Origin of the sequence: Sphingorhabdus sp. (assembly GCF_035329025.1) — a bacterium.
In the GTDB taxonomy this organism is placed as follows: domain Bacteria; phylum Pseudomonadota; class Alphaproteobacteria; order Sphingomonadales; family Sphingomonadaceae; genus Sphingorhabdus_B.
Window position 1 is genome coordinate 1 of the sequence record NZ_DAOLHN010000023.1, and the last position, 26,685, is coordinate 26,685.

Annotated in this window: 21 protein-coding genes; 11 read left to right on the forward strand and 10 right to left on the reverse strand. The window is 55.8% G+C overall.

What is annotated here, in order from left to right:
- From PKC81_RS08025 to PKC81_RS08050, 6 genes are all read left to right on the forward strand, one after another.
- Positions 1–899, forward strand: an 899-nt coding sequence (locus PKC81_RS08025; protein WP_324334879.1) for an ABC transporter permease, incomplete at its 5' end; no start/stop codon positions are given.
- Positions 892–1,608, forward strand: a complete 717-nt coding sequence (locus PKC81_RS08030; RefSeq protein ID WP_324334881.1) for an ABC transporter ATP-binding protein — start codon at positions 892–894, stop codon at positions 1,606–1,608. The genes PKC81_RS08025 and PKC81_RS08030, both read left to right, overlap by 8 nt.
- Positions 1,609–2,478: 870 nt before the next feature.
- Positions 2,479–3,426 (forward strand): hypothetical protein, encoded by a 948-nt coding sequence (locus tag PKC81_RS08035; RefSeq protein WP_324334884.1) that lies wholly within the window; start codon positions 2,479–2,481, stop codon positions 3,424–3,426.
- Positions 3,427–3,882: 456 nt separating this feature from the next.
- On the forward strand, positions 3,883–5,391 hold the full coding sequence (locus PKC81_RS08040; protein WP_324334886.1) for a hypothetical protein: 1,509 nt from the start codon (positions 3,883–3,885) through the stop codon (positions 5,389–5,391).
- Between the two features lie 5 nt (positions 5,392–5,396).
- A complete protein-coding gene (locus PKC81_RS08045; RefSeq protein WP_324334888.1) occupies positions 5,397–5,726 on the forward strand; it encodes a hypothetical protein in 330 nt (109 codons plus the stop codon).
- A 16-nt stretch (positions 5,727–5,742) separates the two neighbouring features.
- A complete protein-coding gene (locus PKC81_RS08050; protein ID WP_324334890.1) occupies positions 5,743–6,315 on the forward strand; it encodes a hypothetical protein in 573 nt (190 codons plus the stop codon).
- Between the two features lie 363 nt (positions 6,316–6,678).
- On the opposite strand, the gene PKC81_RS08055 is transcribed toward PKC81_RS08050, so the two are convergent.
- Positions 6,679–6,855, reverse strand: coding sequence for a hypothetical protein (locus tag PKC81_RS08055; RefSeq protein WP_324334892.1), 177 nt, complete (start codon positions 6,853–6,855; stop codon positions 6,679–6,681).
- 101 nt (positions 6,856–6,956) lie between these two features.
- Here PKC81_RS08055 and PKC81_RS08060 point away from each other — a divergent pair, with 101 nt between their 5' ends.
- From PKC81_RS08060 to PKC81_RS08070, 3 genes are read left to right on the forward strand one after another with little or no spacing between them, the layout of a single operon-like run.
- Positions 6,957–7,601: a S24 family peptidase gene (locus PKC81_RS08060; RefSeq protein ID WP_324334893.1), complete on the forward strand. Its 645-nt coding sequence runs from the start codon at positions 6,957–6,959 to the stop codon at positions 7,599–7,601.
- Positions 7,602–7,611: 10 nt separating this feature from the next.
- Positions 7,612–8,037 (forward strand): hypothetical protein, encoded by a 426-nt coding sequence (locus PKC81_RS08065; RefSeq protein ID WP_324334895.1) that lies wholly within the window; start codon positions 7,612–7,614, stop codon positions 8,035–8,037.
- Positions 8,034–8,327: a DUF5818 domain-containing protein gene (locus PKC81_RS08070; RefSeq protein WP_324334897.1), complete on the forward strand. Its 294-nt coding sequence runs from the start codon at positions 8,034–8,036 to the stop codon at positions 8,325–8,327. The genes PKC81_RS08065 and PKC81_RS08070 overlap by 4 nt, the downstream gene beginning before the upstream one ends.
- A gap of 213 nt (positions 8,328–8,540) precedes the next feature.
- On the opposite strand, the gene mobF is transcribed toward PKC81_RS08070, so the two are convergent.
- From mobF to ssb, 4 genes are all read right to left on the reverse strand, one after another.
- Positions 8,541–11,471 carry a MobF family relaxase gene (mobF, locus tag PKC81_RS08075; protein ID WP_324334899.1) on the reverse strand — a complete coding sequence of 977 codons (2,931 nt, stop codon included), beginning with the start codon at positions 11,469–11,471 and terminating at the stop codon, positions 8,541–8,543.
- A 37-nt stretch (positions 11,472–11,508) separates the two neighbouring features.
- Entirely contained in the window at positions 11,509–13,848 is a 2,340-nt protein-coding gene (locus tag PKC81_RS08080) for a type IV secretion system DNA-binding domain-containing protein (protein WP_324334901.1), read from the reverse strand.
- Entirely contained in the window at positions 13,845–14,171 is a 327-nt protein-coding gene (locus PKC81_RS08085; RefSeq protein WP_324334903.1) for a hypothetical protein, read from the reverse strand. The genes PKC81_RS08080 and PKC81_RS08085 overlap by 4 nt, the downstream gene beginning before the upstream one ends.
- Before the next feature lie 598 nt (positions 14,172–14,769).
- Positions 14,770–15,138: a single-stranded DNA-binding protein gene (gene ssb, locus PKC81_RS08090; protein ID WP_324334905.1), complete on the reverse strand. Its 369-nt coding sequence runs from the start codon at positions 15,136–15,138 to the stop codon at positions 14,770–14,772.
- 330 nt (positions 15,139–15,468) lie between these two features.
- Here ssb and PKC81_RS08095 point away from each other — a divergent pair, with 330 nt between their 5' ends.
- Positions 15,469–18,945 carry a DNA methyltransferase gene (locus PKC81_RS08095; RefSeq protein ID WP_324334907.1) on the forward strand — a complete coding sequence of 1,159 codons (3,477 nt, stop codon included), beginning with the start codon at positions 15,469–15,471 and terminating at the stop codon, positions 18,943–18,945.
- 35 nt (positions 18,946–18,980) lie between these two features.
- Here PKC81_RS08095 and PKC81_RS08100 read toward each other — a convergent pair whose 3' ends face one another.
- From PKC81_RS08100 to PKC81_RS08120, 5 genes are all read right to left on the reverse strand, one after another.
- Positions 18,981–19,601 carry a thermonuclease family protein gene (locus PKC81_RS08100; RefSeq protein ID WP_324334909.1) on the reverse strand — a complete coding sequence of 207 codons (621 nt, stop codon included), beginning with the start codon at positions 19,599–19,601 and terminating at the stop codon, positions 18,981–18,983.
- 22 nt (positions 19,602–19,623) lie between these two features.
- On the reverse strand, positions 19,624–20,655 hold the full coding sequence (locus tag PKC81_RS08105) for a hypothetical protein (protein ID WP_324334911.1): 1,032 nt from the start codon (positions 20,653–20,655) through the stop codon (positions 19,624–19,626).
- Between the two features lie 170 nt (positions 20,656–20,825).
- Entirely contained in the window at positions 20,826–21,725 is a 900-nt protein-coding gene (locus PKC81_RS08110) for a hypothetical protein (RefSeq protein WP_324334913.1), read from the reverse strand.
- Positions 21,667–22,185 (reverse strand): GrpB family protein, encoded by a 519-nt coding sequence (locus PKC81_RS08115; RefSeq protein ID WP_324334914.1) that lies wholly within the window; start codon positions 22,183–22,185, stop codon positions 21,667–21,669. The genes PKC81_RS08110 and PKC81_RS08115 overlap by 59 nt, the downstream gene beginning before the upstream one ends.
- Positions 22,186–22,341: 156 nt before the next feature.
- Positions 22,342–23,787 (reverse strand): cyclic GMP-AMP synthase DncV-like nucleotidyltransferase, encoded by a 1,446-nt coding sequence (locus PKC81_RS08120; RefSeq protein ID WP_324334916.1) that lies wholly within the window; start codon positions 23,785–23,787, stop codon positions 22,342–22,344.
- Between the two features lie 156 nt (positions 23,788–23,943).
- On the opposite strand from PKC81_RS08120, the gene PKC81_RS08125 reads away from it, so the two are divergent.
- Complete coding sequence (locus tag PKC81_RS08125) at positions 23,944–26,412, forward strand: NACHT domain-containing protein (protein ID WP_324334918.1); 2,469 nt, start codon at positions 23,944–23,946, stop codon at positions 26,410–26,412.
- Positions 26,413–26,685 lie beyond the last annotated feature (273 nt).

The following is a 26,685-nucleotide window of genomic DNA, read 5'->3' on the forward strand; positions in this document are numbered from 1 at the left end:
GTGACAAGGATGTGCGGGTGATGGTCGTCGGAGCGGAAATGGGCGAACCGGGATTACCCGGACAGCCGACCCATCTCATCTCCGGACGGCAGATCGTGCGCGGCCATTATGAAGCTGTGGCCGATGTGAAGACTGGCTTCGCAATTGGTGATCGTGTCAGGGTGCGCCGCAATTCTTACACCGTCATCGGGTTGACCAGCCGGATGGTGTCGTCGGGTGGTGACCCGATGTTATTCCTGTCGCTAAAAGATGCGCAGGCCGCCCAGTTCGAAAGGGATAGCGACGCCATCGTTCGTCAGCGCGCGCGAACGGCTGCCAATCCGCAACTGAACCCGCCGGGTAATCCGGCGGTGGCGCAAGCCGTAGACGCCGTTCAAACGGGCAATATCAACGTCAATGCCATTCTGGTCACCATCACGCCAGATGCCAATCCCGATGACGTCGCCGCCGCGATCCGCCGCTGGCAACGGCTGACGGTTTATACCCGGGCTGAGATGGAAGAAATCCTGGTTCAGAAGCTAATCGCCAACTCGGCCCGGCAGATCGCAATGTTTCTGGTCATCCTTTCGATTGTCAGTGCTGCTATCGTTGCGTTCATCATCTACACCATGACCGTCGGCAAGATCCGTGAAATTGCCGTGCTGAAACTGATCGGCACCCGCAATCGCACGATCTCGTGGATGATTCTGCAACAGGCGCTGGGGCTAGGCCTGATCGGCTTCATTGTTGGCAAGATCGCAGCCAGCCTGTGGGCACCCTTCTTCCCTAAATATGTTTTGCTCCTGCCATCGGATTCGATCTTGGGTTTCGTGGCGGTGATGCTGATCTGCACACTTGCGAGCCTTCTGGCCATTCAGGCCGCGATCAAGGTCGATCCGGCGGAGGCGATCGGTGGCTGAGGGCATCATCCTTGAGAATGTCGTCAAGACCTACGGCAGCGGCGACACGGCAGTTTATGCCCTGCGCGGCGTAGACATGGCGGTGGCCAAGGGCGAGGTCGTGGGGCTGATCGGGCCATCGGGTTCGGGCAAGAGTACTCTGCTCAAATGTCTTGGCGCGGTGATCGAGCCGACATCGGGCAAAATGACGATTGGCGACCAGTGTATTTATGACAATGGCTGGAAAGTCCGAGATCTGCGCGCGCTGCGGCGCGACATGATCGGCTTCATTTTTCAGGCCCCCTACCTGATCCCATTCCTTGATGTGACAGACAATGTCGCGTTGCTGCCCATGCTGGCCGGAAAGCCGAATGCAGTGGCGCGAAAGATGGCGTACGATCTTCTCGATGCGCTGGATGTCGGCCACCGCGCGGCTGCCATGCCCTCACAACTTTCCGGAGGGGAACAGCAGCGCGTGGCCATAGCCCGCGCGTTGATCAATCGTCCGCCAGTGATCCTCGCCGATGAACCCACCGCGCCGCTGGATGGCCAACGCGCGCTAGCCGTGGTTGGTCTGCTCAATGACATGGCGCGGCAGTTTGATACGGCAATCATCATTGTTACTCATGACGAAAAGATCATTCCGACCTTCAAGCGGCTTTATAATATTCGTGATGGGAGGACAGTTGAAGAGGTGCCAAGCGCGCCCGTTCCGAAGGTTTCAGCATAGTCCAAGGCCCTCATGCATTGCCCTTCCTGCCTCGGCAGGAAGCCGATCGACCGAGAACCTCAGGAAAGCTGCGAAGTCATTCTAACGGCAGCTTGCTGAGATTGGAATTGCCAAAAGCCGCCGGTCCGGACACGGCCCGGTCCTAACCGTTCGACGACGTCACCCGAGCACCCGCGCAAATGTCCGCAACTGGCGTAAGCCGATATTCAGCGATCCCGCAAGAAGTGACGGCTAGATCCCAAGCACAGTAATTCCAGCTCTGAAAGTGCTGAGATGAGTGAAGATCGGCTATCGACGGACCGATTTTGGGCGGTGAACGTCCGCTATGTTAGCGGACCCTGACCGAAACACAGGCCAGTCGTTCGAGCGATTGCCGTTGACCAAACGTCAGCCGCTCGCTCAATTCATCGCATACGTCTCCTGATGTTCAAAGCCGACATTGGCGCGAAGAACGGGACCAGCGCCTTTACGCGTTTCGGTCCGTTCATGCACCGGCTCAGGCCAAGGCCAGGCAGCATAGCCGCTCTTGTAGACTAGAATAAACATTATGCGTCACGGTCTTGATCGTCCTTGCTGCGCCCGTTCCGCCAACGCCTAAGTTCGGCGAGCAGCGGTACCAGTGCCGCAATCACAGCCGCGGCCGCAGTGAGATAGTTGGGGTCCATCCGAGCCTCCACGCCGCCGCAAGAGGATCGCGTTCGGCTACCCCGATTATATGCATGGGGCCTTAAGATACCGTTAACTAGTTGTTAACGGTCTTAAGATACGATGTTTACACGATTATTTGGAGCATCAGAGTGCTACGAGTTTCGGAATTACATGGTGTGTTTTTTTGCGCATTCATAGCCCATTGGTTCAGGGGCTGACTTTGTGGCGAATCGCGTCGCACCGAGCATTCGTTGGGCGTTGCGTCACAGCGCCGACAGTAATGCCGCATTGGCCCGGCGGTTCGAACTCGATCCGAAGACCGTCGCGAAATGGCGCTCGCGCCCGGATTATGAGGAACAACGCCCTGGCCCAAAAAGTGGCAGGTCGATGCCATCTGAGGTGGAAATGCTGGGGATAGCTGCACGCACTATGCTGCAACTTCCGCTAGACGATTGCCTTGCTCTGTTGCATCGTGAGAACCCAAGACTGACCCGATCCTCGCTCTATCGGTCATTCAAGAGGCATCGCGTCGATGGCAAGCTCAACCTCTTGAGTTCGAGCGATTCAATCTATCGTCGCAAAGCGGTGAAAAGCATCGGAAGTCTGCTGGGAAATATCATCGACATCGAGGTGGATGGACGACAGAAGGCTGTGCTTGTTCTGACCGATATCGTAAGCCGTTGGACATTTACGCATGTCCTGCGACGTCTCGACGCCGACAACATTATTGAGGGATTCGAGCGTTGCTTCGCCAGCTTCGGTCATCGCGTGCATTGGCTCTTTGCTGATACCGGCAGCCGCATGCGCTTGTATCGACCCACTGGCTTCGCGGAAGGGCCAAATCCCGAGGAGTATCTCATGAAGCGTTATGGCGTTCGGACGGCTCCCGCCCATAGCCGGGCCAACTGGTCGGAACTCGGTATCGCAAAAGCGCTCGGTGCCGTGCTTTCGAGCTCAACTGGGGATTCGGCCGATTTTGCGCAGAAGCTCGATCGATATGTTCGATTCTTTAATGAGGAAGTCTGTTTGCAGGTGCTGGGTGGCAGCACGCCAGCCAGGTTCCTCCGCGATCATTCCGTCAAGGTGCCTAGATTCCCAGTTCTACGAAGAGCGTATCTCGGTGTTGAGATCGACAACGGGCTTAACTTGTCCGAGCGAACGGAAAACTGAGCCAACGCCGGCTTGCTGGGGCCACCTGGGGAGCCGGTAGCGCCGATGAACCACCGGCAGCTATTAACGATCTCGCTGACGCCCTTGATCGGCAGCAATGTTAGCGGCTCTAAACCTTTCCTGGACGCGTTCGAATATCGGCATCCACACCATTGGATATCGAAACACTCGCCACAGAACGCTAGTGACTATGCGGCAGTATTTCGAATGTACGCCGCTGTCCGCGGATCGCAGTCGAAAACTGAACCGAAACAGCGTCAGATGTCAGCGCTGATGTAATCAAGCCCCAACAAAGACTATATGCAATTAGAGTATCGCCGTAGTGCTTAGCTCTTTGAAACCAGGGTTCGATTCAACCTAATTGTCCACAACTAATTTCGTTGTTCGATTGAACCCTATTCCTGCTTCGATCATGCAGTCTGCCATGGATGCTCACATGATCCTTCGGTTTTTTATATGGCAGGGCTGATATCGGCTAGAAAGCGCGCGACCACTTTGGCGCTGGTCAACGGTTATGGGAGCAAGATCTCAAACCCGCGTATCCGCCATTTCCTACTTCGTGAACTCATGGCGCTGGTTCGTAGCGAGATTAGGCGGACACATGGCAGCCGGTCAGGCAAAAGAGGCCCTGGTCGTGCTGCCGACCGTTTTGCACGCGCGCAGAGCCGCAAGGTCAAAAAGCAGGTCGAGAAGCAGTTGGGATTTACAAAGCGTCAATTCGGACTTTTGAGCAAAGCAACCTTGATGCGCCGTTTCCGGTCCTCGGAACTGCTCGACGCGCTTGATCCGGGTCGACAGAGTCGATGGATTAATGTGGTTAAACGGCCGATAAGGGATGAAAATGCTCCGCTTCCTTCTGTCGAGCTCAAAAATTTCGACCTGATCAGATTCCCGCACGAAACGCTCGACACGCTTGCCGAGATTTCAAAAGTCGAAGGCCAGGAGCTGGTGGCAAGGCTCGATTTTCTCGACAAGCACGTGAATGACGCCGGTGCGTTTCTCGTACTCGCTGAAATCTGGCCAGCGATCACTGCCTCCTTCAGCCATGGTCGAATGGAGGCCTCGATACAGAAGGTCGTGAGCGCGATCGGGCTTGATCGTGAACTTGGCGTCCAGCTGCCCGCCGTTTCCAACCATGATGACGTCTGGGCGTTTCCTGCAGAACGGCGCCGGCCCAAGGGTACGACCAAAGATCCCGACGCAGAATTGTCGCCCACCGACCGCGACAAGCTGGCAACGCGGTTTTGCAGCCTAGTCGATGGCTGGCTATGCGTTCCCAACGATCCCGAATGCGAAGATGCCGGTTACGAACTGACAATCGATGCCAAGAGCCATTTGGCTCTGCTGATTGGCGAGGTTCTGTGCAATGCCGAGCGCCACAGCCAGCCAGGGAGCGACGACGGCGACTGGTCAACGACGGCATTCATGGTCCGGCGGCAGCGTGACGACGGCGAGTGGGAACTTTTGTGCCATATGGCGTTTTTGAGTGTTGGCCAGTCAATGGCGGACTCGTTGCAGGAGGCATCGCCCGAAGTGCGCAAATTTGTCGACAGCTATACATCGATGCACAGGCGCTGCGGACTACGGCAGGACACACTTGAGACAATCGTTGCCTTACAGGATGCGGTAACTGGAAATGCTGAAGCTTATGAGGACACGCGCGGCGGCTTTGGGCTTCAGGATGTCCTTGCCTTCATCAACGACCTCGCTGAAAATGACAAAACCGGAAAGGAAGCCAAGGTAACGATTTTGTCAGGAAACAGCTGTATCCAGCTCAGTACGCCGCATCTCGCCGGAAAACGCGAGGCGCTGGGCGAAAAGCGGTTGCACTGGTGCAATGTTGAGAATAAGCGCGAGCAGGCCCCAGATCCTGCAATGGTGTCGGATCTGAAGCGAAGATTTGCTGGTACTTTGGTGACGGTAGCATTCACGCTCGATAATAATTATGTAGATAGCTCGGAGTGAGTCTGATGATGATTATGAGCAAGATCGATATCGACGACCTTACCGGCAATGGTAAAGTGCATACACTGAGTGGGCATTCCAAAGGGCTTGCCGCGCGCAAGAAATTTGACCTCGACGAGCTGGACAGGGAAAATGCGATCGTGGATGTGGTCGTACCCGACCATCTGTTCAGCTTGAGCCCTTCTTTCGTGCAAGGGTTGTTCACCGCGAGCGTCCGCTTTTTCGGCAACAGCCGCGAGCGGTTCTTTGCGCACTATAATTTCCATGCAAGCGATCTTGCCATGCGCCAGATCAACCGCGGCATGGATGCCATATTGACCAATCGCAGTCTGTAATCCAATCGCTCAATCCATGTCCGGGGGCTCGCAAGGCGTTACTGACGCCGTATTTTACGGGTGGTTGGTTACAGCCATTGGCTGGGTCATCACGATGGGTTGGAATTTCCTCAATCGCAGACATAGCAACGAACTAGCCGCCAGCATACGCAAGGACAATTTTGCGCTCGATCAATGGAACAGCGTACGCGATTCGATCGAGGCCTGCCTGACTGCCTTCAGCGAAGCGGCGCTTGAACTATCGCTGATCCATAGCCAAACCCTCGCCGAGCTTAAACTGCAATGCGAAACTTCGCTTCGCATCCTTACCCTGAAGCAGGATTTGCTCGCCCAAGCGCTCAAGACCGCAGATGAAACCTATTATGTCGATGGCGATGACTGGGAACCCATGGCTAATGGACCTGAAGTTGATCTGGAAACAAGCTGGGATCATGTTGTTGCAATCGGCGAGCAGATACGCGCCGCGCGCAGCATCGCAGCGGTAAAAAACGCGATACTGCCTGCGAAGATACAAGTCAGGGAAATTTGTGACCCTATCCGACAGCGCGTGCGCGTCGAGACCATCAAGCATGACCCCGACAAGTCCTGAATTATGAGAGTTTCGGTCACAAACCCGCGATGACTATCAGGCCTTATGGCCTATGCCTATTGCTTGCAAGTCTACCTTTCGGTCGGGCGCGGATCGACTGCATTACAGTCTGCCGCATCCTATTTAGTATGGTCGCCTTACGGCCAAGTGTGGCCACAATACACAGCAGAAATGTGTGGCCGGTTTGATCGGACAAGCAACGTATCCCGGACGGCAACTTAGTCAGCAAATGCCGACCTTGAGTCCGTCGTTGCAATTGCAACAAGGCTATCTTGGTGTCGACGGCCCAACGCCTCGTCCTGACACACTCTGCAAGAAACCTACGGTATCGCGCTACTGAGCGGTGGCTTGGCCGACAGCTGATCAATGCTCCCGCATATAGGCACTTACCCGTTCGAGCGTGCGGCGCCTCGGGGAACGTCCCGAACGCAAATCCTCGACAAATCGCGGATCCTTGACCGCAAGCCGCCCGAACCGTGTGGGCGATAGGCCATGCCGCTCGATATATTGCTCGATTTCGCCGAGGAGAGGATGCCTCATAGACTCACACTTTCTTGCTTGTGTTCTTGTTATGTTCCTATTAGGAAGACTTCCTAGAGTCTAGGATAAATTCCTAGCAGCGAGACAAAGGACCAAATGCGATGAGCGATCCCCGTGCAGTACTGGACGAGCTGATCCGGAAAAATGGTGATGACTATTCGGCGATATCGCGCCTCCTTGGGCGTAACGCCGCCTATATACAGCAGTTCATCAAACGCGGATCGCCGCGCATGCTGTCCGAAGGCGACCGGAGCATCCTTGCCCGCTATTTCGGGGTCGAGGAAAGCCTGCTTGGTGGACCGACGCGGCGTGGCGGCCCCGTCACCGAACTGGTGCAGGTGCCGGTTCTCGATGTATCCGCCTCTGCAGGGCACGGCGCGCTTGCCGAGATGGAGCAGAAAAGCACGCAGTTCGGGTTTGACGAGCAATGGCTGCGCAAGCTGACAACGAGCCGTGGTCCTAGCCTCTCGATCATCCATGTACTGGGCGATTCCATGGAACCAACGCTCGCCGACAAAGACGATGTCATGGTCGATCTGGGCGACGGCCAAGCCCGGCTGCGTGACGGGATCTATGTGCTGCGCATGGATGATACGCTCAGCGTCAAACGCATTGCACTTGAGCCCAAGGGACGGCTGATTTCGGTGATTAGCGACAATCCGGCCTATCCAACCTGGCATGGGCTTGACCGGCGCTCGGTCAATATCGTTGGCAGGGTGCTTTGGTTTGGACGCAAATTGCAGTAAAGCTTTTCCCATGTTCCTGCTTTTTGCTGCCACCGTAGTCGCTTCCGGCAAGAATTTCGCCTGCACACCGACGCATGTCTGGGACGGCGATGGTCCGATCTGGTGCGCTGAAGGCCCGCATGTCCGTTTGTCCGGAATTGCGGCGCGCGAGATGGACGAAAGCTGCCGGACCAACCAGCCCTGCCCTGAAGCCTCAGCACTCGAAGCGCGCGACCAGCTGGTTGCCTTTCTGGGTGGCGCGCGAGGGTCAAACGAGACCGGTCATATCGCCGTGCGCGGGCCCAGGCTTAGCTGCCGCTCCGACGGTTCGGCGGGCGGCACGCGTACAGCAGCCTTCTGTACCCTGCCCTCGGGCGAGGATCTGTCCTGCGCGATGGTCGAGAGCGGCACCGTGTTGCGTTGGGACCGTTATTGGCGGAACCATATATGCCCATGAGCCAACCTGTCCGCGAGACCGGCCTGCTCGTCGATAGCGCGCAGGGGCCTCAGCTGAAGCTGCCAGGTGGCGGCAATTGGCAGATCGAGCCCTCGCGTGCCGTCAACCGGTTGATCGGCGAGCGCGTCACGCTCGAAGGCACAAGATCGGGGTTCAACGACATTGCCTGCCAGCGCATCTGGAAGGAAGGTACCGAACGTCCGCGTTTCGAGATCGGGCTGGTCGAGAAATGGACTGTGTCCACGTTTGTTGCATCGAGCCTGATATTGGCGGTTGTCGGCTATTTCTGAGCCGTCGCCGCGGCCAATTTGGCCGAAATTGTCAAGCGACTTTGGCGGCCCTTGACGTTTCTATCCAAGAATTTTTAGCAATTTGGGCGTAGCAAGAAGCTGCGACCCAAGGGGTTTGGGCAATCGGTTCAAACATCCTTTCCTTTGAAAGACCCGCCGGCAAGGCGGGTCTTCTTTTTCATGGGCAGCCAAAAAGGGATCGCTGCTGCCAAGCTAGATTCCAATCTCGAACGGTTTGATGATCGACCGGTCGCGCTCGGGCGGCTCGCGTCCCTGGCTCGTCTGGACCTCCTGTCCTTTGGCAAGACCTGCAGCGGCAGCTTTCTTCAACATGCCCGTTGCTTCAAGCGCCGATGTCTTCATGCCGGAATTCCGCTCCACTGCCGCCTGCAACCGGTCCCTGTTGTCGAGGAACAATGTGAGCCCATCACGCAGCCGGGTGATGGTGACCAGGAAGGTCTGCTGGTTCGAAAGATTTTTCTCGCGGCTGTCCATGACTGCAATGCCGCGATCAGAGGTCAGGCCCTGCGCCATATGGGCGTTGAGCGCATAAGCGAGGTCGAGCCGCTTGAGCATCGGATCGTCCTTCCCCAGCTGTTGCTCGATCCCCGATGAGGTGCGGACCGTCAGTCCCTTGGGATCAACCGCCAATATCTGCGCCTGATCGGCGTTGAGCAGCCCCCGCTTATGGTCAGTGTCGGTCCAGCGGATACGGTCGCCCTGATGCAGATCGAGGGGCTTTGGCTCGAACAAGCGCAACGGATCCTGATTGCCTTGCGGTCGCAGCTGGCCTGGCCTGAACACAAATTGCCTCCCGCGCCGGTTTTCAAGCGTGACGCTCCCCTGGGCTGCATCGACGCTTGCGACCGTGTAGCGGCCTTCGTGAAGACCTTGGCTGCGCTGCCGCCTGGCGACCTCGACCAGCATGCCGGGCGCGTAGCTTTTCGCATAACGCAGCTCCTCGCGGGTCAAATTGACGCGCGCGAGCGTTTGGACGCTGAGCGCCCCTTTCCCAAGCTCGCCATTGGCCCTGAGCCCGGTCTGCACGGCTTCATTGACCGCACTTCGCAAATTTCGGCCCGAGGCATAGATCGACGTGCGCTCGCGCTCGGCGGGCGACAGCGACAGCCAGGCGCTGGCGGCTGCAAGTGCCGCATCCTCTTTCACCTCAACAATATGCGGTTTGAGACGATTAAGTGCTTCAGCGATATTGCCGCCCTGGGCTGCCTGTTGCGCCGCGCGCAGCGTCTTGTCACGCGCGCGGATATTGAGGTTCATGATCGCGGTTTCAACGCCTGCCTTTTGCATGACATCAAAGGGCTTGCCCGCATCGACCGCACCCAGCTGCTTGCGATCACCGATGCTCGCAAAGCGGTCGACTTCAAGCAAATTGGCGAGCCGCACGAGCTTTTCCTTGTCGCTATTTCCGACCATCGAGGCTTCGTCGAGCAGGAGAACACTTCCCCTATATTGCGCCCTTGCTTCGGCGAGTTTGAGCGGATCGGGTGAGGAGAGGAGGCTTGCATGACGCCGCAGGAAACGCGCCACAGTCATCGATGCTATCCCGGTATCGCGCTCGAGCATCTGGACCAGTGTATTCTGAACGGCCAGCCCCAGCACATCGCGTCGTTCTTCGCGCAATATGTCGGCAACAGGCTTCAGGACGGTGCTTTTACCTGCCCCTGCTATCCCCTGGATCGCGACGATACGGTTGTGCGAACTCAGGATCAGGCGCCCTGCCCCTTCCTGGCCGTGGTTGAGGGTCATGCCATATTTGAGTTGGGAAAGCGCCTGCAGCCGTTCACCCGCAACGTCGGATTCCACGATGGGCGCGATGCGATTCCGCCCTTTGTCGACCGCACCCAGGATGCGCTGTTCGAGCGCAAGCGCATCGGCGCTGGTGACGATGCCGCGATCGACGCCTTTACCTGCAACCAGATGGCCCTGGCGCAGCAATTGCGCGACGCGCTCCTCGATCTGCGGCAAGGCGGTTGGCAAGCCAAAATCGAGCGCTGCCTTATAGATTGCGGTCTTTGCAAAGGCAGCTTCGCGCTCACCCAGATGGCGCACAGCCGAGGCAACGGCATGCACGGCTGCAATCTGTTCGGGGCTCCGCTTTCCCAGCGCTTTGGGTATCAAGGGATCGACAGGCGAAAGCCCCAGTCTTTCGGCAAGGCCGCTGGCCCATAAGCGCATATTGCCGACGCTCTCTGCCACCCTTTGAGTGAAAGTCGGGACATGGCCGATGTCCGAAGCCGCACGTGCATTGGCCCGTTCGATGATTGCAGCCGGGTCAAAGCCGAGCTCGTCAGCCTTCGCCGCCCAGCTTTGTGCAAGTGCCGCACGGTCCTCGATCTTGGGCTTGGCAGAGCGAGTTATCAGATTGGCAGCATTGCGCGCAGAGAGGCCTTTGCTATCCATGTTGGATAGCGCATTGATGATTTCCGCGCGCCGCGAACTGAACGCGTCGCGAATGTCCTTTGGCACGCCTTTGGCTTCAAAATTGCCATGCTTTCCCTGTTCGCCAATCTCATAGCCAAGCTTTTCAACCGACAGCCGGAAGCGGGCCATCGTCATGGCGTTCAACAGGGTATTATGATCCCAAAGCTTGTCATTTCTGAGTGCACGCCATTTGCCATCTGGTCCTTTGGTTGCATTGGCAACGACGGCATGAAAATGCGCATTGGGCTCCTGGTTACGGTTGGTGTCGTGCCCAAACATCGCCACCAACAGGTTTCGGGTTGGTACAATCTTCTCCCGGCCTTTTACCTCCATCCGGGTTTCGGCAAGGTGGGTTTCAGCCCAGCCAAGCGTTTCCTTGACCGCTGCCGCATAAGCATCGAGGATGCGGGTATCGCCGCCGACCAGTGCGATCAGCGACCAGCTTTTGGGCATTGAGAAAGTGAGATCGGTGCCAGCCCGGTGCGGCCTCAAATCGCTCCCCAAACGCGTGCCGTCCGGAAGATGGCCTTTGAGTATCGCCTCAAACTGTTTTGCCTCGACACGGCCATCCAGTCCGAGCGCTTTCGCACCCTGTCCGACCCATTCGCCCGACCGGTCAGCGTCCGCGCGGGTATAATAATTGTCGGCGGCAAAATAATTGGCGGCACCCCCTGCTGTGCGGACATTGGCTACCGAGAGCATCGATCACGCCTTCCGGCAACATGCGGCATGAGCGGTCTCACAGATCCATATCGAGGTCACCCAGATCGACCGCATCCTTCGCTTCGTCGCTCTCGCGCATCCCGTCTTCAAGCATCAGCCGTCTTGCTGCATCGGCTTTGCCAGCACCCTGTTCCGGGGCTTGACGTTGCGGCTGAATTGCAGGCTGGGATGGCGGCATGACGCCCGGCGACGACAATTGGTCTTGCCCCTCCGATGAGGGGGTATCGACCCGCAAAACCTTGTCCATTGGTATTGCAGGCTGGACGGTACCGGGCTTGGCTATTTGCGGCTGCGCCGCGTGCTTGTCTGGCTGCAACGGCTCAAGCTTGGCTAGGGGTTTAGCCGTGGCTTCCGCCTCTGAAGGACGAGACTGCAAATCAGGCTCTGTGCGCTCATTTTCAGCCACCGGTTTCGCCTCGGTCAGCGCCAATTCTCCTTGCTTCGGAACAACGCGTTTGCCCGCACCATCATCGTTTGAAGACGGATGTTCATCAGCTCCTGTCTGGCCTTCGGAATGCGGCATTTGATCTGGGTGTGATCTGTTCAGCGGACCGTCATCGCCCGCACGCCGGATGAAGGGTTCGGCCCTTTTCTTGCGCGATACAGGGACAAGCTTGACCGGTGCTGCCGGAAATCCGTCGGGAAATTTCAAATAGCCCGAAAGCCTTGGCAGGTTCATCAGCTGGTCGGGTAACAAGAGCGGCTCGATGTTCTTGCGCGGGGTCAGGCTGACGGCATCGCGGGCATTGTTATAACCGTATGTATAGCCCTCCTCCATGTCGCGCACCTGGGTATGGCCGATAAAGTCCGAACACCATGTCGCAGTCTCGCGGTCGGCGGTTCCGAGGATCAATTTGGTCCGGGCAAGCGAGGACAAGGTCATCGCCATATTGTCCCCATATACTTCCTTGAGTTTGGCATAGGCATGGATGCCTGTGACAATTGCTCCACCAAAATTGCGCGCGGTCTGGAGCCCTTTTTCCAATGCGGGCAGCCGGTGAAGCGCGCCCATTTCGTCGATGAAAAACCAGAGCCGCAAGTTGCGCGTACGCTCCATCGCCATCAACGTGTTCATGGCGGTATCGAGCCAGACAGTCAGCAGCTGTGAACAGACGCTCATGTCTATATAGCGCGCGGAGATGTACAACATCGAGCCGTCGCGCTTGTCGCTTTCAACCCAGTCCCGTACCGAGAATTGCGGACCTGCTCGCGGCAGAAGTTTCAGCGCCTTGGCGTTGGCGTTGAACACCGCCCGGATCGATTCCGCCATGCGTGCAGCCTCAGGCGCGGTCAGCGGATCGGCAATCGTACCGCGCATCAATTTGTGCACCTGCGTCAGGTCAGCGGTCATCAATTCGCGCGCCAAGGCCTCGTTGGTTGCGCTGCCCTTGGCTCTGAGTTTCAGGCACATTTCGACAAACAAGAGCCTGGCGGCCAGCACCCAGAACTGCTCCGAACCACCGCCGTCATGCGGAACAAGCGCTTCGGCGGCCGCTGAAAATTCGGCTTCATCGCGGCATTCGTCAAACACGCTCCATTGCGGGCAACGGGCATCGAGCGGGTTCAAGATGATGTCCCGATCGCTCTCGTAAAAATGCTCGATAAAGGTACCGGTCAGATCGAAGATAACGGCACGCTGGCCGCTCGCCCTTGCCTCCTCGATCATGTCGGAAAGCGCGACTGTCTTGCCCATCCCCGTGGTACCAATAAGCATCGCATGGCTTTGTTCGAGCCGCCATGGATAGCTGACCTGCGCCAGATGCGAGGGTGCATAAGGAAAGAGACGGTGCAACTCGCTCGGAAGTGCAAATCGCCACTGGACCCCCAGCGCTTCGCTCAGCTCGCGCTTGCGTTCGCGGGCATTATGCTCGCCGATTTCAGCGACCAATTCGGGAAGGGTCGCAAGCATCGCGCCGCGCTCATGCTTGCGCTCTTTCGACCGGCTGCCAAAGTGCGATGCAAACCAGTAGAAGGCGACCATCGCAGGTATAAGGAGCAGCGCCGCACGCGTCAGTGCCTGCTTGAGCAATGCAAGCATATGCTCCCAGGCAAGCATGATCGGCGGATAATGTTGGGCAGTACCCAATGGTAGCTCGACCGTGCCACCGAGCCCGGTTTCAATGGCAATGAGTTTGGCCGGATCGAACTCCATGAAACCGTAAATCGCGGCATAAATCCGCATCCAGACGAGATAGGTTTCGTGGGTAGAAAGCCCGCCCGACAGCGTCCACCAGCACATGCCGCCGATCACGATAGCAGCGACAATGAGCGGGCCTTTGAGCCCGGCTGCAAACATGAAACCGAAATGCCCCAGAAGCTGGCTGCCGCGGGTGAAGTTCAAAAGGTTGCGCTTCATTTCGAAGCCCCTTCGACGGTAGCGGTCGCAATCCCCAATTGCTTGCAGCGCCGCGCATAGGCGGCATGCGCACGGTCCCTCAATTGTGGATCGGCATGGCCTGCAAGGAGCGCATCGATACCAACCATCGCGAACACCGATTGGCGGTGAATACGCTCGATTGACGATGCCTGCCCTGATGCCGGATCCTCGCCGTCACAGGCCGCCATGAGTAGCAAACGCACCCATTCGCTGACGCTCATACCCTTGGCCTTGGCCGCCATGCGGACACGGTGTGCGAGGTCATTCGATACATAGATTTGCAGTGACAATGGACGTGCCATTGCGAACTCCTTCCTTGAAAAGGAGCCCGTTCACACTTGCGGAAGGCGATTTGGATTTAAGTCATCTATTAGAACATGTCAAGAACATTGAAGCTCGCGGAAAACCGCCATTGCTGTTCGGGGATGATTTGGATCCAAGTCATTGGGACTCGTGATTTGAAAATGATTGGAAAGTTGCCATTCCTGATATTTGCCTATTTCTCCCCGATTTCTGCCATTTTTCGCCAGCGACATGTCGCGTACGGTGTGCTTGCATTTTCAGTGCTCCGAAGGTGGATTCGATGATGATTTCTGACTTGGAAAAAAGCCTATGAAACTGCGGGTTTCGATGGATTTCATAGCCCGATTGGCGCCTGAATGGAATCGAAAACGAGCGGACATCGCCGCTTCATTTTTGGCAGTTTTCCGTTAAAGGGTCAGCAAATAGCCATATTTGACGGTTAAAACGTGAGGCGTTCCGCGCCTCTCCGCCTATCCCCTACCCTGCAAATGCCGGGTCATTTTTGCCAAATCATGGGTTGCAGTATTGGCACTAAAAAAGGCCCCGCAACTGATGCTGCGGAACCTTTTTGGTTTGACGATCAGGAATGCTGCGGCGCTACTTCGAGCGCCGCTTCTTGGGTTCATCATTGGAGGCCTCCTTCGCCTTGACGAGGAAGTCGACCTGCTCGGCGACGATCTCGCAGCCGTAACGGTCGGTGCCATTCTGATCAGTCCATTTGGTGTAGTGGATACGCCCGGTGACCATGATCATCGCGCCCTTGGTGACATGCTCTGCAACGCATTTGCCGACGCCGTTGAAGCAGGTGATCCGGTGCCATTCGGTTTCGGATTGGCGGTTGCCTTCGCCGTCTTTAAAGCTGCGGGTGGTGGCAAGTGATACGGTGGTGATCGATGCCCCTGACTGGGTGTTACGGACCTCCGGAGTGTTGCCAACGAAGCCGACGAGAGTGACTGTGTTTTTCATGGCATTGACCTTTCGAAGCTGTTTCTAACCGTCCAAGGGACCATCCCTTTGACTGAGCCCCGTTAAGACCGGGCACGGTCAGGACTGCACCGAGCGCAGCGAGGGAAACCCCGCTCACAGGAGTGGTGCGGGCAGCGGCGCGAAGCGCAGCAACACGGTCCGCATGAGCGCGGGTTGCAGACCTGCCCGGGTCCGGTCAGGGGCGTGGATTAGTCATGAAAGGGGATGTTCATTTGGGCGGCTACGGCTTTGATTTGGAACGCCCATGAAGAAGGCTCTGCCCGCCATTGTCATTGCTTGGGAACCCGTGCTGTGCTTAACACCAGAACCATGCAGGGGTCTTCCGACATCGATACATTTATTGCCGCATGGCGCGATACGGGAGGATCGGAGCTCGCCAATACGCAGAGCTTCATAAACGGACTGTGCCAGATTCTCGAGATCGATGCGCCTGCGGGTAGCCGGGCCGACGATACGCATAATGATTACGTGTTCGAGCGCCGCGTGTTTCAGGACAATGGCGATGGAACGCAGAGCTTTGGCCGCATCGATTGCTACAAGCGGGGCGCGTTCATTCTGGAAGCAAAGCAAGGCAGCGAGGCAGATCGGGCGGCGGCAGAACGTAACGAAGACGATCTCGACATTTTCGGCCAGACCGCCAGTGCCCGCGTCAAGCGCGGCACTGCGAGGCGCGGCACGCCTGGCTGGGCCAAGGCGATGGTGCAGGCCAAAGGGCAGGCCGAACGCTATGCCAAAGCACTGCCCATAGACCATGGCTGGCCGCCCATATTGCTTGTGGCGGATATTGGCTATTGCATCGAAGTCTATGCCGATTTCACCGGAACGGGGAAAGCATATGCGCAATTCCCGGATCGGGCACGTTACCGCATCATGCTGGAGGATCTGCGCGATGAGGCGGTGCGCGATCGGCTGCGCGCGATCTGGACCAACCCCAAAAGCATCGACCCCGCCGCGCGCGCCGCCGCCGTCACACGTGATATTGCCAATTTGCTCGCGACAGTAGCCCGCAGGCTTGAAAAGCGCGGCTATAATGCCGAAACGACGAGCGGCTTTTTAATGCGGGTGCTGTTCACGATGTTCGCCGAAGACAGTGGTCTTATCCCGCACAAGAGCTTCACCAACCTGCTTAAAAACCAGCGCGCGCACCCTGAACATCTGGAACATCAATTGGCCGCATTATGGGCGGCAATGGATGAGGGGCAATTCTCGCCTGCGCTGGGCGTGCCGCTCAAAAAGTTCAACGGCTATCTGTTCAAGGAACGCACCGCTATTCCGCTTGATGCCGAAGAACTCGAGGTGCTGATCCAGGCGGGCGAGCATGTGTGGACAGAGGTGGAGCCTGCGATTTTCGGCACACTGCTGGAACGCGCGCTCAACCCCAAAGAGCGGGCAAAGCTTGGCGCGCATTATACCCCGCGCGCCTATGTGGAACGCCTGATCAGCCCGACGATTATGGAACCGCTGCGAGCGGATTGGAACGGCGTGCGCGTCGCCGCGTCTGAGCTGATTGGCGAAAACAAGGCGATTGAGGCCAAGGCGCATGTCGAAGCGTTTCACGCCAAGCTGGCGCAAACCAAGGTACTTGATCCGGCGTGCGGCACCGGCAATTTCCTCTATGTCGCAATGGCGAGGATGAAAGAGCTGGAAGGCGAAGTGCTTGATCTGCTGGTCGAGCTGGGCGATGACCAATATGTTGCAGAGATTAGTGGCCACACTATCACGCCGGAAAACTTCCTTGGCATAGAGATCAACCCGCGCGCGGCGGCGATTGCGCAACTGGTGCTTTGGATCGGCTATCTGCAATGGCATTTCCGCGTCAACGGTGCAGACAAAGCCCCGCCTGAGCCCATCCTGCGCGATGTGCGCACCATCGAAAATCGTGATGCCCTGATCGATTGGGACAAGCGCGAACTCGTCCGCGATGATGCAGGCAAGCCGATGACGCGCTGGGATGGCGAGACGATGAAGGATCATCCGGTGACGGGCAAAAAAGTGCCCGATGAAGCGGCACAGGTGGAAGTCTATCGCTATATCAAACCTCGCGCGACCAAATGGCCCAAGGCGGATTTCATCGTTGGCAACCCGCCGTTCATTGGCGGCAAGGATGTTCGCGAACGATTGGGCGATGGCTATTTTGAGGCGTTGTTTAAAACCACCGATGTGCCCGAAAGCGCGGATTTTGTGATGCACTGGTGGGACAAGGCGGGGTTGGCGGCGCGCAAATCTGCCACGCGGCGATTTGGGTTCGTTACCACCAACAGCATCACACAGGTGTTCAGCAGGCGGGTGATAGCCAAGCATCTGGAAGCGAAAGACCGCGTGAGCCTGCTATTTGCCATTCCCAACCATCCTTGGGTGGATGAAAAGGACGGGGCCGCCGTGCGTATTGCGATGACGGTTGCGGCCAAGGGCAAGACCGAAGGGCGGTTGCTATCGGTCACCGATGAAAGCGCTGCACCGGAGCGCGTGGAGTTTTCGGAAAGCATCGGCGCGATCAGCAGCGATCTGCGCACCGGGGCCGATGTGACGGCGACGGTGCAGCTAAAGGCGAATGAAGGCCTATCGTCCATGGGAGTTAAACTTCATGGCGATGGCTTCGTAGTTACACCTGAGCAGGCAGAGCAACTTGGCGCTAGTAACTTCCCGAGTAAAATTCGAACAGGAGACGGCGACGAGCTCGAGGTCATCTTTGACTATCGTAATGGCCGCGATCTCGCATCCCGTCCGCGCGGAGTGAAACTGATTGACCTTTACGGACTTACTGAGGAGCAAGTGCGGGAGGGGTATCCAGCGGTTTACCAGCATATCCTTACTAACGTAAAACCACACCGCGAACTAAACAATCGCGCCAGTTATCGGGAAAATTGGTGGCTTTTCGGAGAGGTTCGCTCCGAGATGCGCAAGGCTTTGCGTGGTCTTTCTGAATATATCGCGACAGTCCATACGGCAAAGCACCGAGTTTTTCAGTTTATGCCGACAACCATCTATCCTGATAGCATGGTGGTTAGCATCGCCACCGAAGACAGATATATATTAGGAATTGTTTCCAGTTATGTTCATGTTGTTTGGTCTGCCGCGACCGGAGCAAGACTCGGCGTTGGAGATGACTTGCGATATAGTAATTCCATTTGCTTCGCCAAATTCCCCTTCCCCGCCGATGTCCCCGAACAGCTGAAGGACAAGATCCGTGCCGAGGCCGAGGCGCTCGACGCGTTGCGCAAGCGCGTTCTGGCCGAGCACGTGGATCTGACCCTCACCAAGCTCTACAATGTGCTGGAGGCGCTAAAAGAAGACCGCGCGCTGACCGACGGGGAGCGGGACATTCATGACAAGGGTCTTGTGACGCTGATCCGCCAGCACCATGATGCGCTCGATGCTCTGGTCGCGCAGGCTTATGGGTGGGAGGGGGACTTGGCGGACGAAGAGATATTGACCCGCCTTGTCGCGCTCAACAAGGCGCGCGCTGCCGAAGAGGCCAAGGGCGTAATCCGCTGGCTCCGCCCCGAATACCAAGCGCCAGACTATACCGCCCCCATCAACGCGACGCTCGATCTGGGCGAGTCCACCGCCCCCGCACCGGATAATGTCATCCCCTGGCCCGAAAAGCTGCCAGACCAAGTCAGCGCAATCGCCGCCGTCCTCGCAGCCGCGCCAACGCCGCTTGCCGCGCAAGACATCGCCCGCAACTTTAAGGGCAAACGCGCCGTGTCGGTTAAGCCTGTGCTGGATGCGCTCGCGGCAATTGGCCAAGCAAGACGATTAAAGGATGGTCGGTACGCTGCATAACCAGAAGCCGAAATACTGAAGCCTTCACTTATTACTTAAAGCAATGTGCCCTGCCCACTTTCTTCAGGTTTCTTGCGCCGCTGACGCCGCTTGAAATCCCATGGCGGTTCAGGGTTATCCATCGCCCATAGTCCACGCCGATTTCGCTGCGCGTCCTCCTGCGCACTGAAATATTCGTCTTCCCGCTCGAATGTCCATCGCTCGACCACCCAAGCCCAGCCATTTACGATCATCTCAAGCTCAATGTTTCGGGTAGCTGGGCGAGCGTTCTTAACGGTGCCTGTGCTGCATAGACCATTTAGATAATAGTTGATCCTGCCGACCTCCAATTGCTCGGTCAGGTATCCCATGCACAACATCCGTTTGTATGGATCAATTGGAACGCCGCCGGTTGATTCCTTACCTATCGGATCAAGACGCAGGGTTTTCCCGGCGATCAAACTTTGAAGAAATGCTTGCGATTCAGGGCCGAAAGGCTGTTCAATCTCAGGTGCATCAATGAATGCGAAGCGAAAGGGAATGCGTGGAACCCAGGCTTCACGCCAAGGATGCCAGACATTCGCCAAAAAACCGTCACCATCAAACACCTTAACGACGTTGGCCTTCAAGACCTCAACTGGTGAGGCTGGGCCGGGATCATCAGGGACTATGATCATAGCAGACCGTTCGTCTCGGCCGTCATTTTCTGAGCAACCAGCCAAAGCGTTCAGGGTCTTGTGCAATCAAAAACTCAGTTATCCGCTGCCTCTGCGATCTTGACGTTCGGGACAGCAATGCGCGCAAGTCTTTATCGATAGCGTGTCTGTCAGCGCCAAGTTTCTCGGCTTTCACATACCAATCACGCCCCGCGATCAACTCACCGAGTTCGATATGTACAGCGCCGAGTAACGTGCAGGGACGGAAGTCCTTCGGCGTCAATTCATGCGCTGCTAGTCCCTGCGCCTTCGCTTCATCAAGGTTATGCAGATCGCGTAACGCTCCTCCGCGAGTGGTTAGAAGCGCTGACCGCGCCTTAGCGTCAGTTCCCGCTTTTGCAAGTGCCTCGTCCGTCAATCCCAACGCCGAGTTCGGCTTCGCTGCCTTTCGCCAATGACTGCTAGCGTTAATGGCTTTCCACGGGTCGCGTGATCTTTCCCATTCGTGCGTAAGCGCTTCTGCCTCAATTAAATGCCATGCTCTTTGAAGTTCTTCGGTCCAGCAATCCTCAGCTTCTGTTTGAAGCCAAGCAACATCGTCGGCATTCAGCCGATCACCGCTGGAAACGCAGCGAAGCAGCGACATGACGCGTGGATAATGCTCTGATTCTACGAAACCGATCCCGAAACGTTGTTTCAGCTCTTTAGCTTCACGCTGTCTTTTGAGTTTGGGATCGCGTGCCTGTGCGGCGAAAAACTCCTTCAGTTCAGCAGCCCGCTGCATTGCTTGTGCGGCAAGCGCTTCCGCGGCTTCGGCGGCACGTTTTTCGGCAAGTGCAATACGATCCGAGCGCTCTTGTTCAGCCTTCTGCTGAAAGGCCTCCCAACCCATCTCGCCAGCAACGAAAAGGCAAAGGGCGTCGAGTTTGTTTGTCACCAAAAATCCTAGCGACAATCCACTAAGCGGAATACCGTCGTCGATCTTCTTCAAAATACCATTGAGCCGAGCGCCTTGTTGTGCTGCTCCCGGGAGATCGTCGAGAAAATATCGGCTAGCTAAACTATCTACCATCATACCTTATCGCGCAGATCATTGGCGGAAAAACTAACGAGAATGTCCAAAGTTGCTTTGCATGGAACTAGTCGATGGTCTGTCGTGTAGCACGATCTGAAACGATAGCTCTATTGCGTTTATGTTGGATAACTGAATGTTGAGATCGTTGATGGCAACGGCGCTGGGCCTACTTAACATTTCTTGGTGTTAGCCTTGTGATCACGATACGCGTTCCAGCTTTTGCAGAGACTGTTTTTTCGAAGTTTGTAAAGATAGGGGAGATTCATCGGCGCTGCTTCAACGGCAGCATTATAATCAAGCAGGAGCAACATAACATCGCCCATCTGGGCACCCCTAGCTTGGGCTGCATTTAGTCGCAACCGAAGTTGGCAGATTGAGCGGGCAGCGGCCCAGTGCCCCTGGAGAGCACCAAACACTTCGGATGACAGGAAAAATGGTAATAGCGCTAAAAAAACCCGCGCAATCGAAACGCGTAGCTCGGCATTGTCTGAGGGCATCAGAATCAGCCCGCCAATCACTGCGACTAGAGCGATCATAACCAAGAAGAGTGCCATCCATCGCCCGCTTTCCTCTTGCAGCTTTTCTGTCCAAAACGCAGATTCTTCTAGCATCTCAGCAAGTCGCGACGGCCCTTTTGGAGCCGTAGTCGCAAAATAGTGTGGATCGGCGAGCTGGGTCGCACGGCTGTCATCCACGTTGAAGGACTGATAAATCTGGAAAAGTTGTTCTGGGGAAGGAGCGTCCGTGAAGCCTTCCAATACAAGACAAGCCCGCCTCGCTTGATCGCCATCTGTTTTATAACGACGATAATTGTGCGTTGCAGTTAGCCAAATGACAAGTAACACGGCACCTGCGGCTGCAAGATAAAGTTGAAGAGCGCTATCATTAGAAAATACGGAGACTGCCGCGATCGCTGCGATTAGGAACTGGGATGTAATCACCCACACCCGTAGTCGCTGAGCTTCATCGAACGAGGCTCGTTGATATCCCACAAACTGGGCTGGATTGAAGCTATCGGACATTTGCCCCACCCAAAACGCTGCGTACAAACTCGCTTTTTCCAGCTGCATACGCGTCTAGATCGGTAGGATGCAGGTCCGCAAGGTTCCTCTTCAGAATTTCATAACGCCTAGCTAGGCTACTGTCGGATCGCAAAGCATCGCGAAATGTAATCATAGCTTGCCAGTACGGCCCATTTATTGGCGCAACGTGCAAGTGTACCGCCGGTTTATCTTCTTCGCGGACAAGTTCCAAGAATGAAACACCGTATTCCTTTGATTGAGCCTGCCCCTGCTTATAGCCAAGCTTTTTTAGATCTTCGAAAAATGCTTCCTTTGAAGGTGAAAAGGTCCCGATTAGTAGATCAATGATCGGCTTACCCGAGATTCCCGCTATCGCTGCACTACCTATAGGCTCAATATCGCAAGGACCGAGGGCCTGTTTTATTCTTTTCATTTCTGCGACTTGAAGCTGAGGCCAAGCGGGATCGTAAGGGAGTATCCAAACCTCCTGAGATGTCGATTCACTCATTCGACAGAACTAACGGCAGTCACTGTTTAACAGCAACAATTTTTTGACAAAATGGCGAATGGCCTTGCTGTGCGTTTGCAACCTAGCACGTAAATTTGTCAGCGACTTCGCCATTTTCGCAAGATACAGGATCGCTCAATTGCAGACCCTTATTCGTCACTCAATTATCACCAAGAAAGGCGCACTCTGACCGACAAGACGATCATCTGAACGCCTGATTATGAACGCTTCGGCGATATGCACCCCGCGATAGCGTAGCGATTCCCATCTCCGATTCCCAGTCATGGCAGGATTGAATCCCCCGCGCCCTTGCCCCAACGCCATTGCCATTGCACCGGTATTCGTAATTCTCCATTGTACTCGATAGCCTTCTGGCAACGATTGCCCGTTATTAACCGTGACATCGAACCAAATTCCACCCGATCTGGATAGGCTTTCTTCTTGTTGCAGACGCCTGCCTGACATTGCATCCTTCGAACTTTGCCAAATAGCAACGACTTGGACGTTTTGGCTGAATGAGTCTGCCTTGGGCCAAGGCGGTGCCTGCATGTGAGGAGGCGAGAAGAAGGTACGAGGCAGAATAGCAACCCCAAAACTCGCAACTGCATCCACAAGTCCGTCCAGATGAGCGGCGGTAGACGCCAATAGATTTGAAACAAGCGATTTGCTTTCATCAGCGCTTGCTTTCGTCAGAACGGATTCTCCCTTTGCGAATTCATCGCCGAATATGCGCCTCCAAGCTGCTATGCTCCTTGCGCGATCTTCCTCATCATAAGCCTCATCAATCCAATTTCGGTATTTGTTGATGAAATTTCGGAAATTTGAGTATTGTGCCTCGGTCCAGCTCGCGGCAAGGTCCTCGGATGCCAAATGTGGGTTGCTCACCACAGGCTTGTGGGGTCGAGCCTGGAGCCAATCATCCAGTCGGCCCATTACGGTCTTTAGTGTGGTTGGCACGTCAGCAAACGCGTCCGATTCCTTGTCCGTCCAGTAAATTTGGTTTGCCAATAGCGTCGTGAGCAAGACGGACGGACAAGTGAAGGTCGTCTTGATATCTCTAAGATACTTGAGCAAGCGAGTCACTTTACGAAATGAGTTGCTGCCTGAGTAGCCATTCTGTTCTTTCAACCATTCAGTAAACAACATGGGCTCCGATCGTTCAAATAAATCGGCTCCTCTGTTGCAGACTTCGTAACGATCCGGAATCAGCCGCCCCACCACGCATGGCGCAATATCGACCTGCCGGTCGCCGACATAAGTGATCGTGACACAATAGTCCCACGTCTTAGCCTTATCGCCGTAAGTCGCACTATCCGAGAATGCTTGCCCTAATGATTTCACATAATCAGCTGCTGTCCAATTATCGACTGGCTCGACAAGGACCAATAGGTCGGCATCGAATTCGGCTCCATGCAGTGGTTTGATAATCGTATCATGCGCCCATGACCCTTGCGGATAAAAGCGGATGATTTCAGGCGCCCAGTCACATTGACGCACGAAATTGGTCAGCGCACTGACGTTTGTTTCAAGCGCATTAAGCCTTGTTCGATTAAGATTTACGGTATCGTTCAAGAAGGACCTGAACTGCGAAATTAACTTCAAATGCCCCCCAAAAAAGAAATAGAATTATCAAGTGCCCAACAAAGCAAGTGGGGTTTGCTGCCTACAGATTCAAGTTCTTACCAGGTACCCTACGCTGGCGTGATACGGCGCATAGCGCGAAGCGAAATCCGCTGTTAAAAGAAAGCGATGTCAGGAATGAGTACGACGGCCAAAGGAAATGCGTTTCGCGATACACTGGAAAAGGTGCTGAGCGCTGCTGGCTTCAATACGTCCACGGAAACGAAGGTGGGTCAGAAGAACGTAGACGTTGCTGCAGTGTGGACAAAAGACGATGTGGCTGGCGAACAGCGGTACGTCTTTGAGGCTAAAGATTACAAAGGGACGTTACCGGCAAAGGAGTGTAGCGAATTCGTCTCTGATAATCTTCCGCTCCTTCTCGAAGGTGCGATTGACCGTGCTTGGCTCATATCGAAAGGCCCAATTGCGCCAGGTGGGCGCGCTGCTGCGGAGCGGCACCGTGGCTTGCAGATCATTACGTTTATCGAACTCCAGCGGCGGTTGCTTCTGATCGACTCATATCTGAAAGACCTCATTGAGACTTACGAGCAATCCCAGTTGGAAAGCTTTTACGTGCGGCCTGAAACGGCTAGTGGAGCGGACCTCGAAAATCACATCAAAGGTTGGATAGAAAAAGACGACGCGCCACCGCTCTTCGTTCTGGGTGCCTATGGCAAAGGCAAATCTACCTTTGCAACCCATTTGGCTGCTACTATGGCGCGCTTAGCGCTGGTCGACCCTAGTGCGCGTGTTCCCATATTGGTCCGGCTGGGAGAAATTGCCGACGAGCAGTCAATTGAAGGCCTGCTTGGCAAAGTCCTTGCCAGCCAACATCGCGTGACCAATTACCATTTTGACACGCTGCGAGCCCTAAATCGCAACGGCCGGTTTCTGATCATATACGATGGCTTCGATGAGATGAAGCATGGGCTGACGCCAGCAAAATTCCAGCAAGTGTTGGCTGAACTTATGCGCTTGGATGAGGGAGATGCCCGCATACTTGTACTTGGTAGAGACACGGCCTTCCACGACGAGGTAGAGTTCCGAGCCGTGATCGACGGCATTCAGCGAACAAGCGCCGGTCGTGAAATCACCACGCCTGGACGACGCAGCTACAGCCATGTCGAGATCCGCGGCTTCACTGCGGACGAGGCTCGAACGTTCGTTTCCAACTATCTTCCGATACGCGCCGAAAGCGAACGCGAAGGGCCAGCGACGGACCAGGCTTGGATTGCGCAGCGCGTCGTCGAACTTAGCAGCGGTCGCTTCGACCGGCTGCTCGAGCGTCCTGTACACGCGCAAATGCTCTGCGAAATCGCGGTGCAACCCGACCAGCTCCGTGCGGACATGTCAGTATATGAACTCTTCGATAGCTTTGTGCACCTTTTGATTCACCGCGAACTCGAAAAGCGCGGTCGGGACCGATCGTTCCCGCTGGACTCGCGTCGACGGTTTAACGCCCACCTAGCTTGGTGGCTTTGGGAAATGGGAGGTGCATCCACCACGACGTTAGCGGATATTCCACAGCACATTTGCGACGCCGCGACACGGGACCTCCATCACTCTCTCGATCGTGAGGAGATGCGCCGGGAACTCATCCAAGGATGCCTTGTCGAGAAGGGGGTGAATACGATTTACTTCCACCGCTCGCTGCAAGAGTTTCTTGCAGCGGAGCACCTTATTGAAACTGACCTCCTTCAACGCACTGGATCGCCGAGCTGGTTACACGAGGTCACTAGTTCTGTGACTCCAGAAGTTATCGAGTTTGTGGTCGCCGGTACTATTGTATCAAAGGAACGACGGGACCGAGCGCTCTCGTGGCTTGGCAACCTCGCTGACGCCAAAGGTGAGCGCATTGCGCTGCCAGGTTTTGATCTCTTCACGCAACTCGGTAAATCGCTAAATCTTGTGATTGAGGAGCCAAATGACTCTCCATGGCTGATTTGGCTGGCGTTCTTTCTTAGAACCGGCGCGCGTGACTTTGGTGCACGTGGTTCCAACACCTTTCCCGTTCTCGCTGATCTGATCTCCGGAACGAGGGGCGCATCACTGGAATGCCAAGCGGCCGCGCTTTATCTGCTATGTAGAGTATTATTTCACAAAGTGACGGATCAGTCGTTCGCTGTCGCGCTAGCAGCGATGATCCCTGTGAAGCAGCTTTCCGAAGCGACGACCGAGGCGCGAGTGAAGAAATCGGAAAGACAGATTATCCGCCAAGCAGACGACTTTACGTTCTGGGCGCTCCTGCGCTGCTGGAAAGTGGACCGGCATGAGGATGAAACGCTTCTCCTCTCTGTGGACCTCATTAGCCTGCATAACGATACAATGGGGGCGATGCCCTATGGCTTCGACAATGATGGGGCGATGCCGGTGCAAGAAGTGGTTACGGTGCAGGTACAATCCATCTATCGCGCCCTTGCTAGCTTCAAACCAAGCGTTCCTGAAAAGGAAATCGAGGCCATAAGGCCCTTCTTCAACGACGCAGACGTCCGCAGGAAGATCGCGCCTGTCAAGGTAGAGTATCGGCGCCCGCAGGTGCAGGTCACGCCTCAAACCATGCCAGAGGAACGGCATACCTTGACGTTACGTAGGCGTTCCAGCAATTGATATTGGAGTTGATCGAACGAACGTGAGTTCGTGGGAACCTCACTGCTCCATAAGCGCGCTTCGCGGAAAACGATGGTCGGTTTCAACGAAATCTTAGCAGCGCAGATGAGACTATGAGAACGTATGGCCGCGCCCAAGGATTTAAATCGCAGCGTCGAACGGCAGAACTGTTAGCGCGAGTAGAGGTAAAAAGCGCCTGCTGAGCTGCGACAGCTTCCGATGAAATTGCGGAGTTCACCGTTGTTGCAAAACCGGCTAAGAGCAGCCGCTGCA

Bases quoted from the DNA above. Each gene is read 5' to 3' on its own strand.
- PKC81_RS08105 (WP_324334911.1), bottom strand. From the start codon at position 20,655: ATGATGGTAGATAGTTTAGCTAGCCGATATTTTCTCGACGATCTCCCG.
- PKC81_RS08080 (WP_324334901.1), bottom strand. From the start codon at position 13,848: ATGAAGCGCAACCTTTTGAACTTCACCCGCGGCAGCCAGCTTCTGGGG.
- PKC81_RS08060 (WP_324334893.1), top strand. From the start codon at position 6,957: ATGAGCGATCCCCGTGCAGTACTGGACGAGCTGATCCGGAAAAATGGT.
- PKC81_RS08065 (WP_324334895.1), top strand. From the start codon at position 7,612: ATGTTCCTGCTTTTTGCTGCCACCGTAGTCGCTTCCGGCAAGAATTTC.
- PKC81_RS08040 (WP_324334886.1), top strand. From the start codon at position 3,883: ATGGCAGGGCTGATATCGGCTAGAAAGCGCGCGACCACTTTGGCGCTG.
- PKC81_RS08085 (WP_324334903.1), bottom strand. From the start codon at position 14,171: ATGGCACGTCCATTGTCACTGCAAATCTATGTATCGAATGACCTCGCA.
- PKC81_RS08045 (WP_324334888.1), top strand. From the start codon at position 5,397: ATGATGATTATGAGCAAGATCGATATCGACGACCTTACCGGCAATGGT.
- PKC81_RS08070 (WP_324334897.1), top strand. From the start codon at position 8,034: ATGAGCCAACCTGTCCGCGAGACCGGCCTGCTCGTCGATAGCGCGCAG.
- PKC81_RS08050 (WP_324334890.1), top strand. From the start codon at position 5,743: ATGTCCGGGGGCTCGCAAGGCGTTACTGACGCCGTATTTTACGGGTGG.
- mobF (WP_324334899.1), bottom strand. From the start codon at position 11,471: ATGCTCTCGGTAGCCAATGTCCGCACAGCAGGGGGTGCCGCCAATTAT.
- PKC81_RS08100 (WP_324334909.1), bottom strand. From the start codon at position 19,601: ATGATCATAGTCCCTGATGATCCCGGCCCAGCCTCACCAGTTGAGGTC.
- PKC81_RS08110 (WP_324334913.1), bottom strand. From the start codon at position 21,725: ATGCAGCTGGAAAAAGCGAGTTTGTACGCAGCGTTTTGGGTGGGGCAA.
- ssb (WP_324334905.1), bottom strand. From the start codon at position 15,138: ATGAAAAACACAGTCACTCTCGTCGGCTTCGTTGGCAACACTCCGGAG.
- PKC81_RS08115 (WP_324334914.1), bottom strand. From the start codon at position 22,185: ATGAGTGAATCGACATCTCAGGAGGTTTGGATACTCCCTTACGATCCC.
- PKC81_RS08095 (WP_324334907.1), top strand. From the start codon at position 15,469: ATGCAGGGGTCTTCCGACATCGATACATTTATTGCCGCATGGCGCGAT.
- PKC81_RS08125 (WP_324334918.1), top strand. From the start codon at position 23,944: ATGAGTACGACGGCCAAAGGAAATGCGTTTCGCGATACACTGGAAAAG.
- PKC81_RS08055 (WP_324334892.1), bottom strand. From the start codon at position 6,855: ATGAGGCATCCTCTCCTCGGCGAAATCGAGCAATATATCGAGCGGCAT.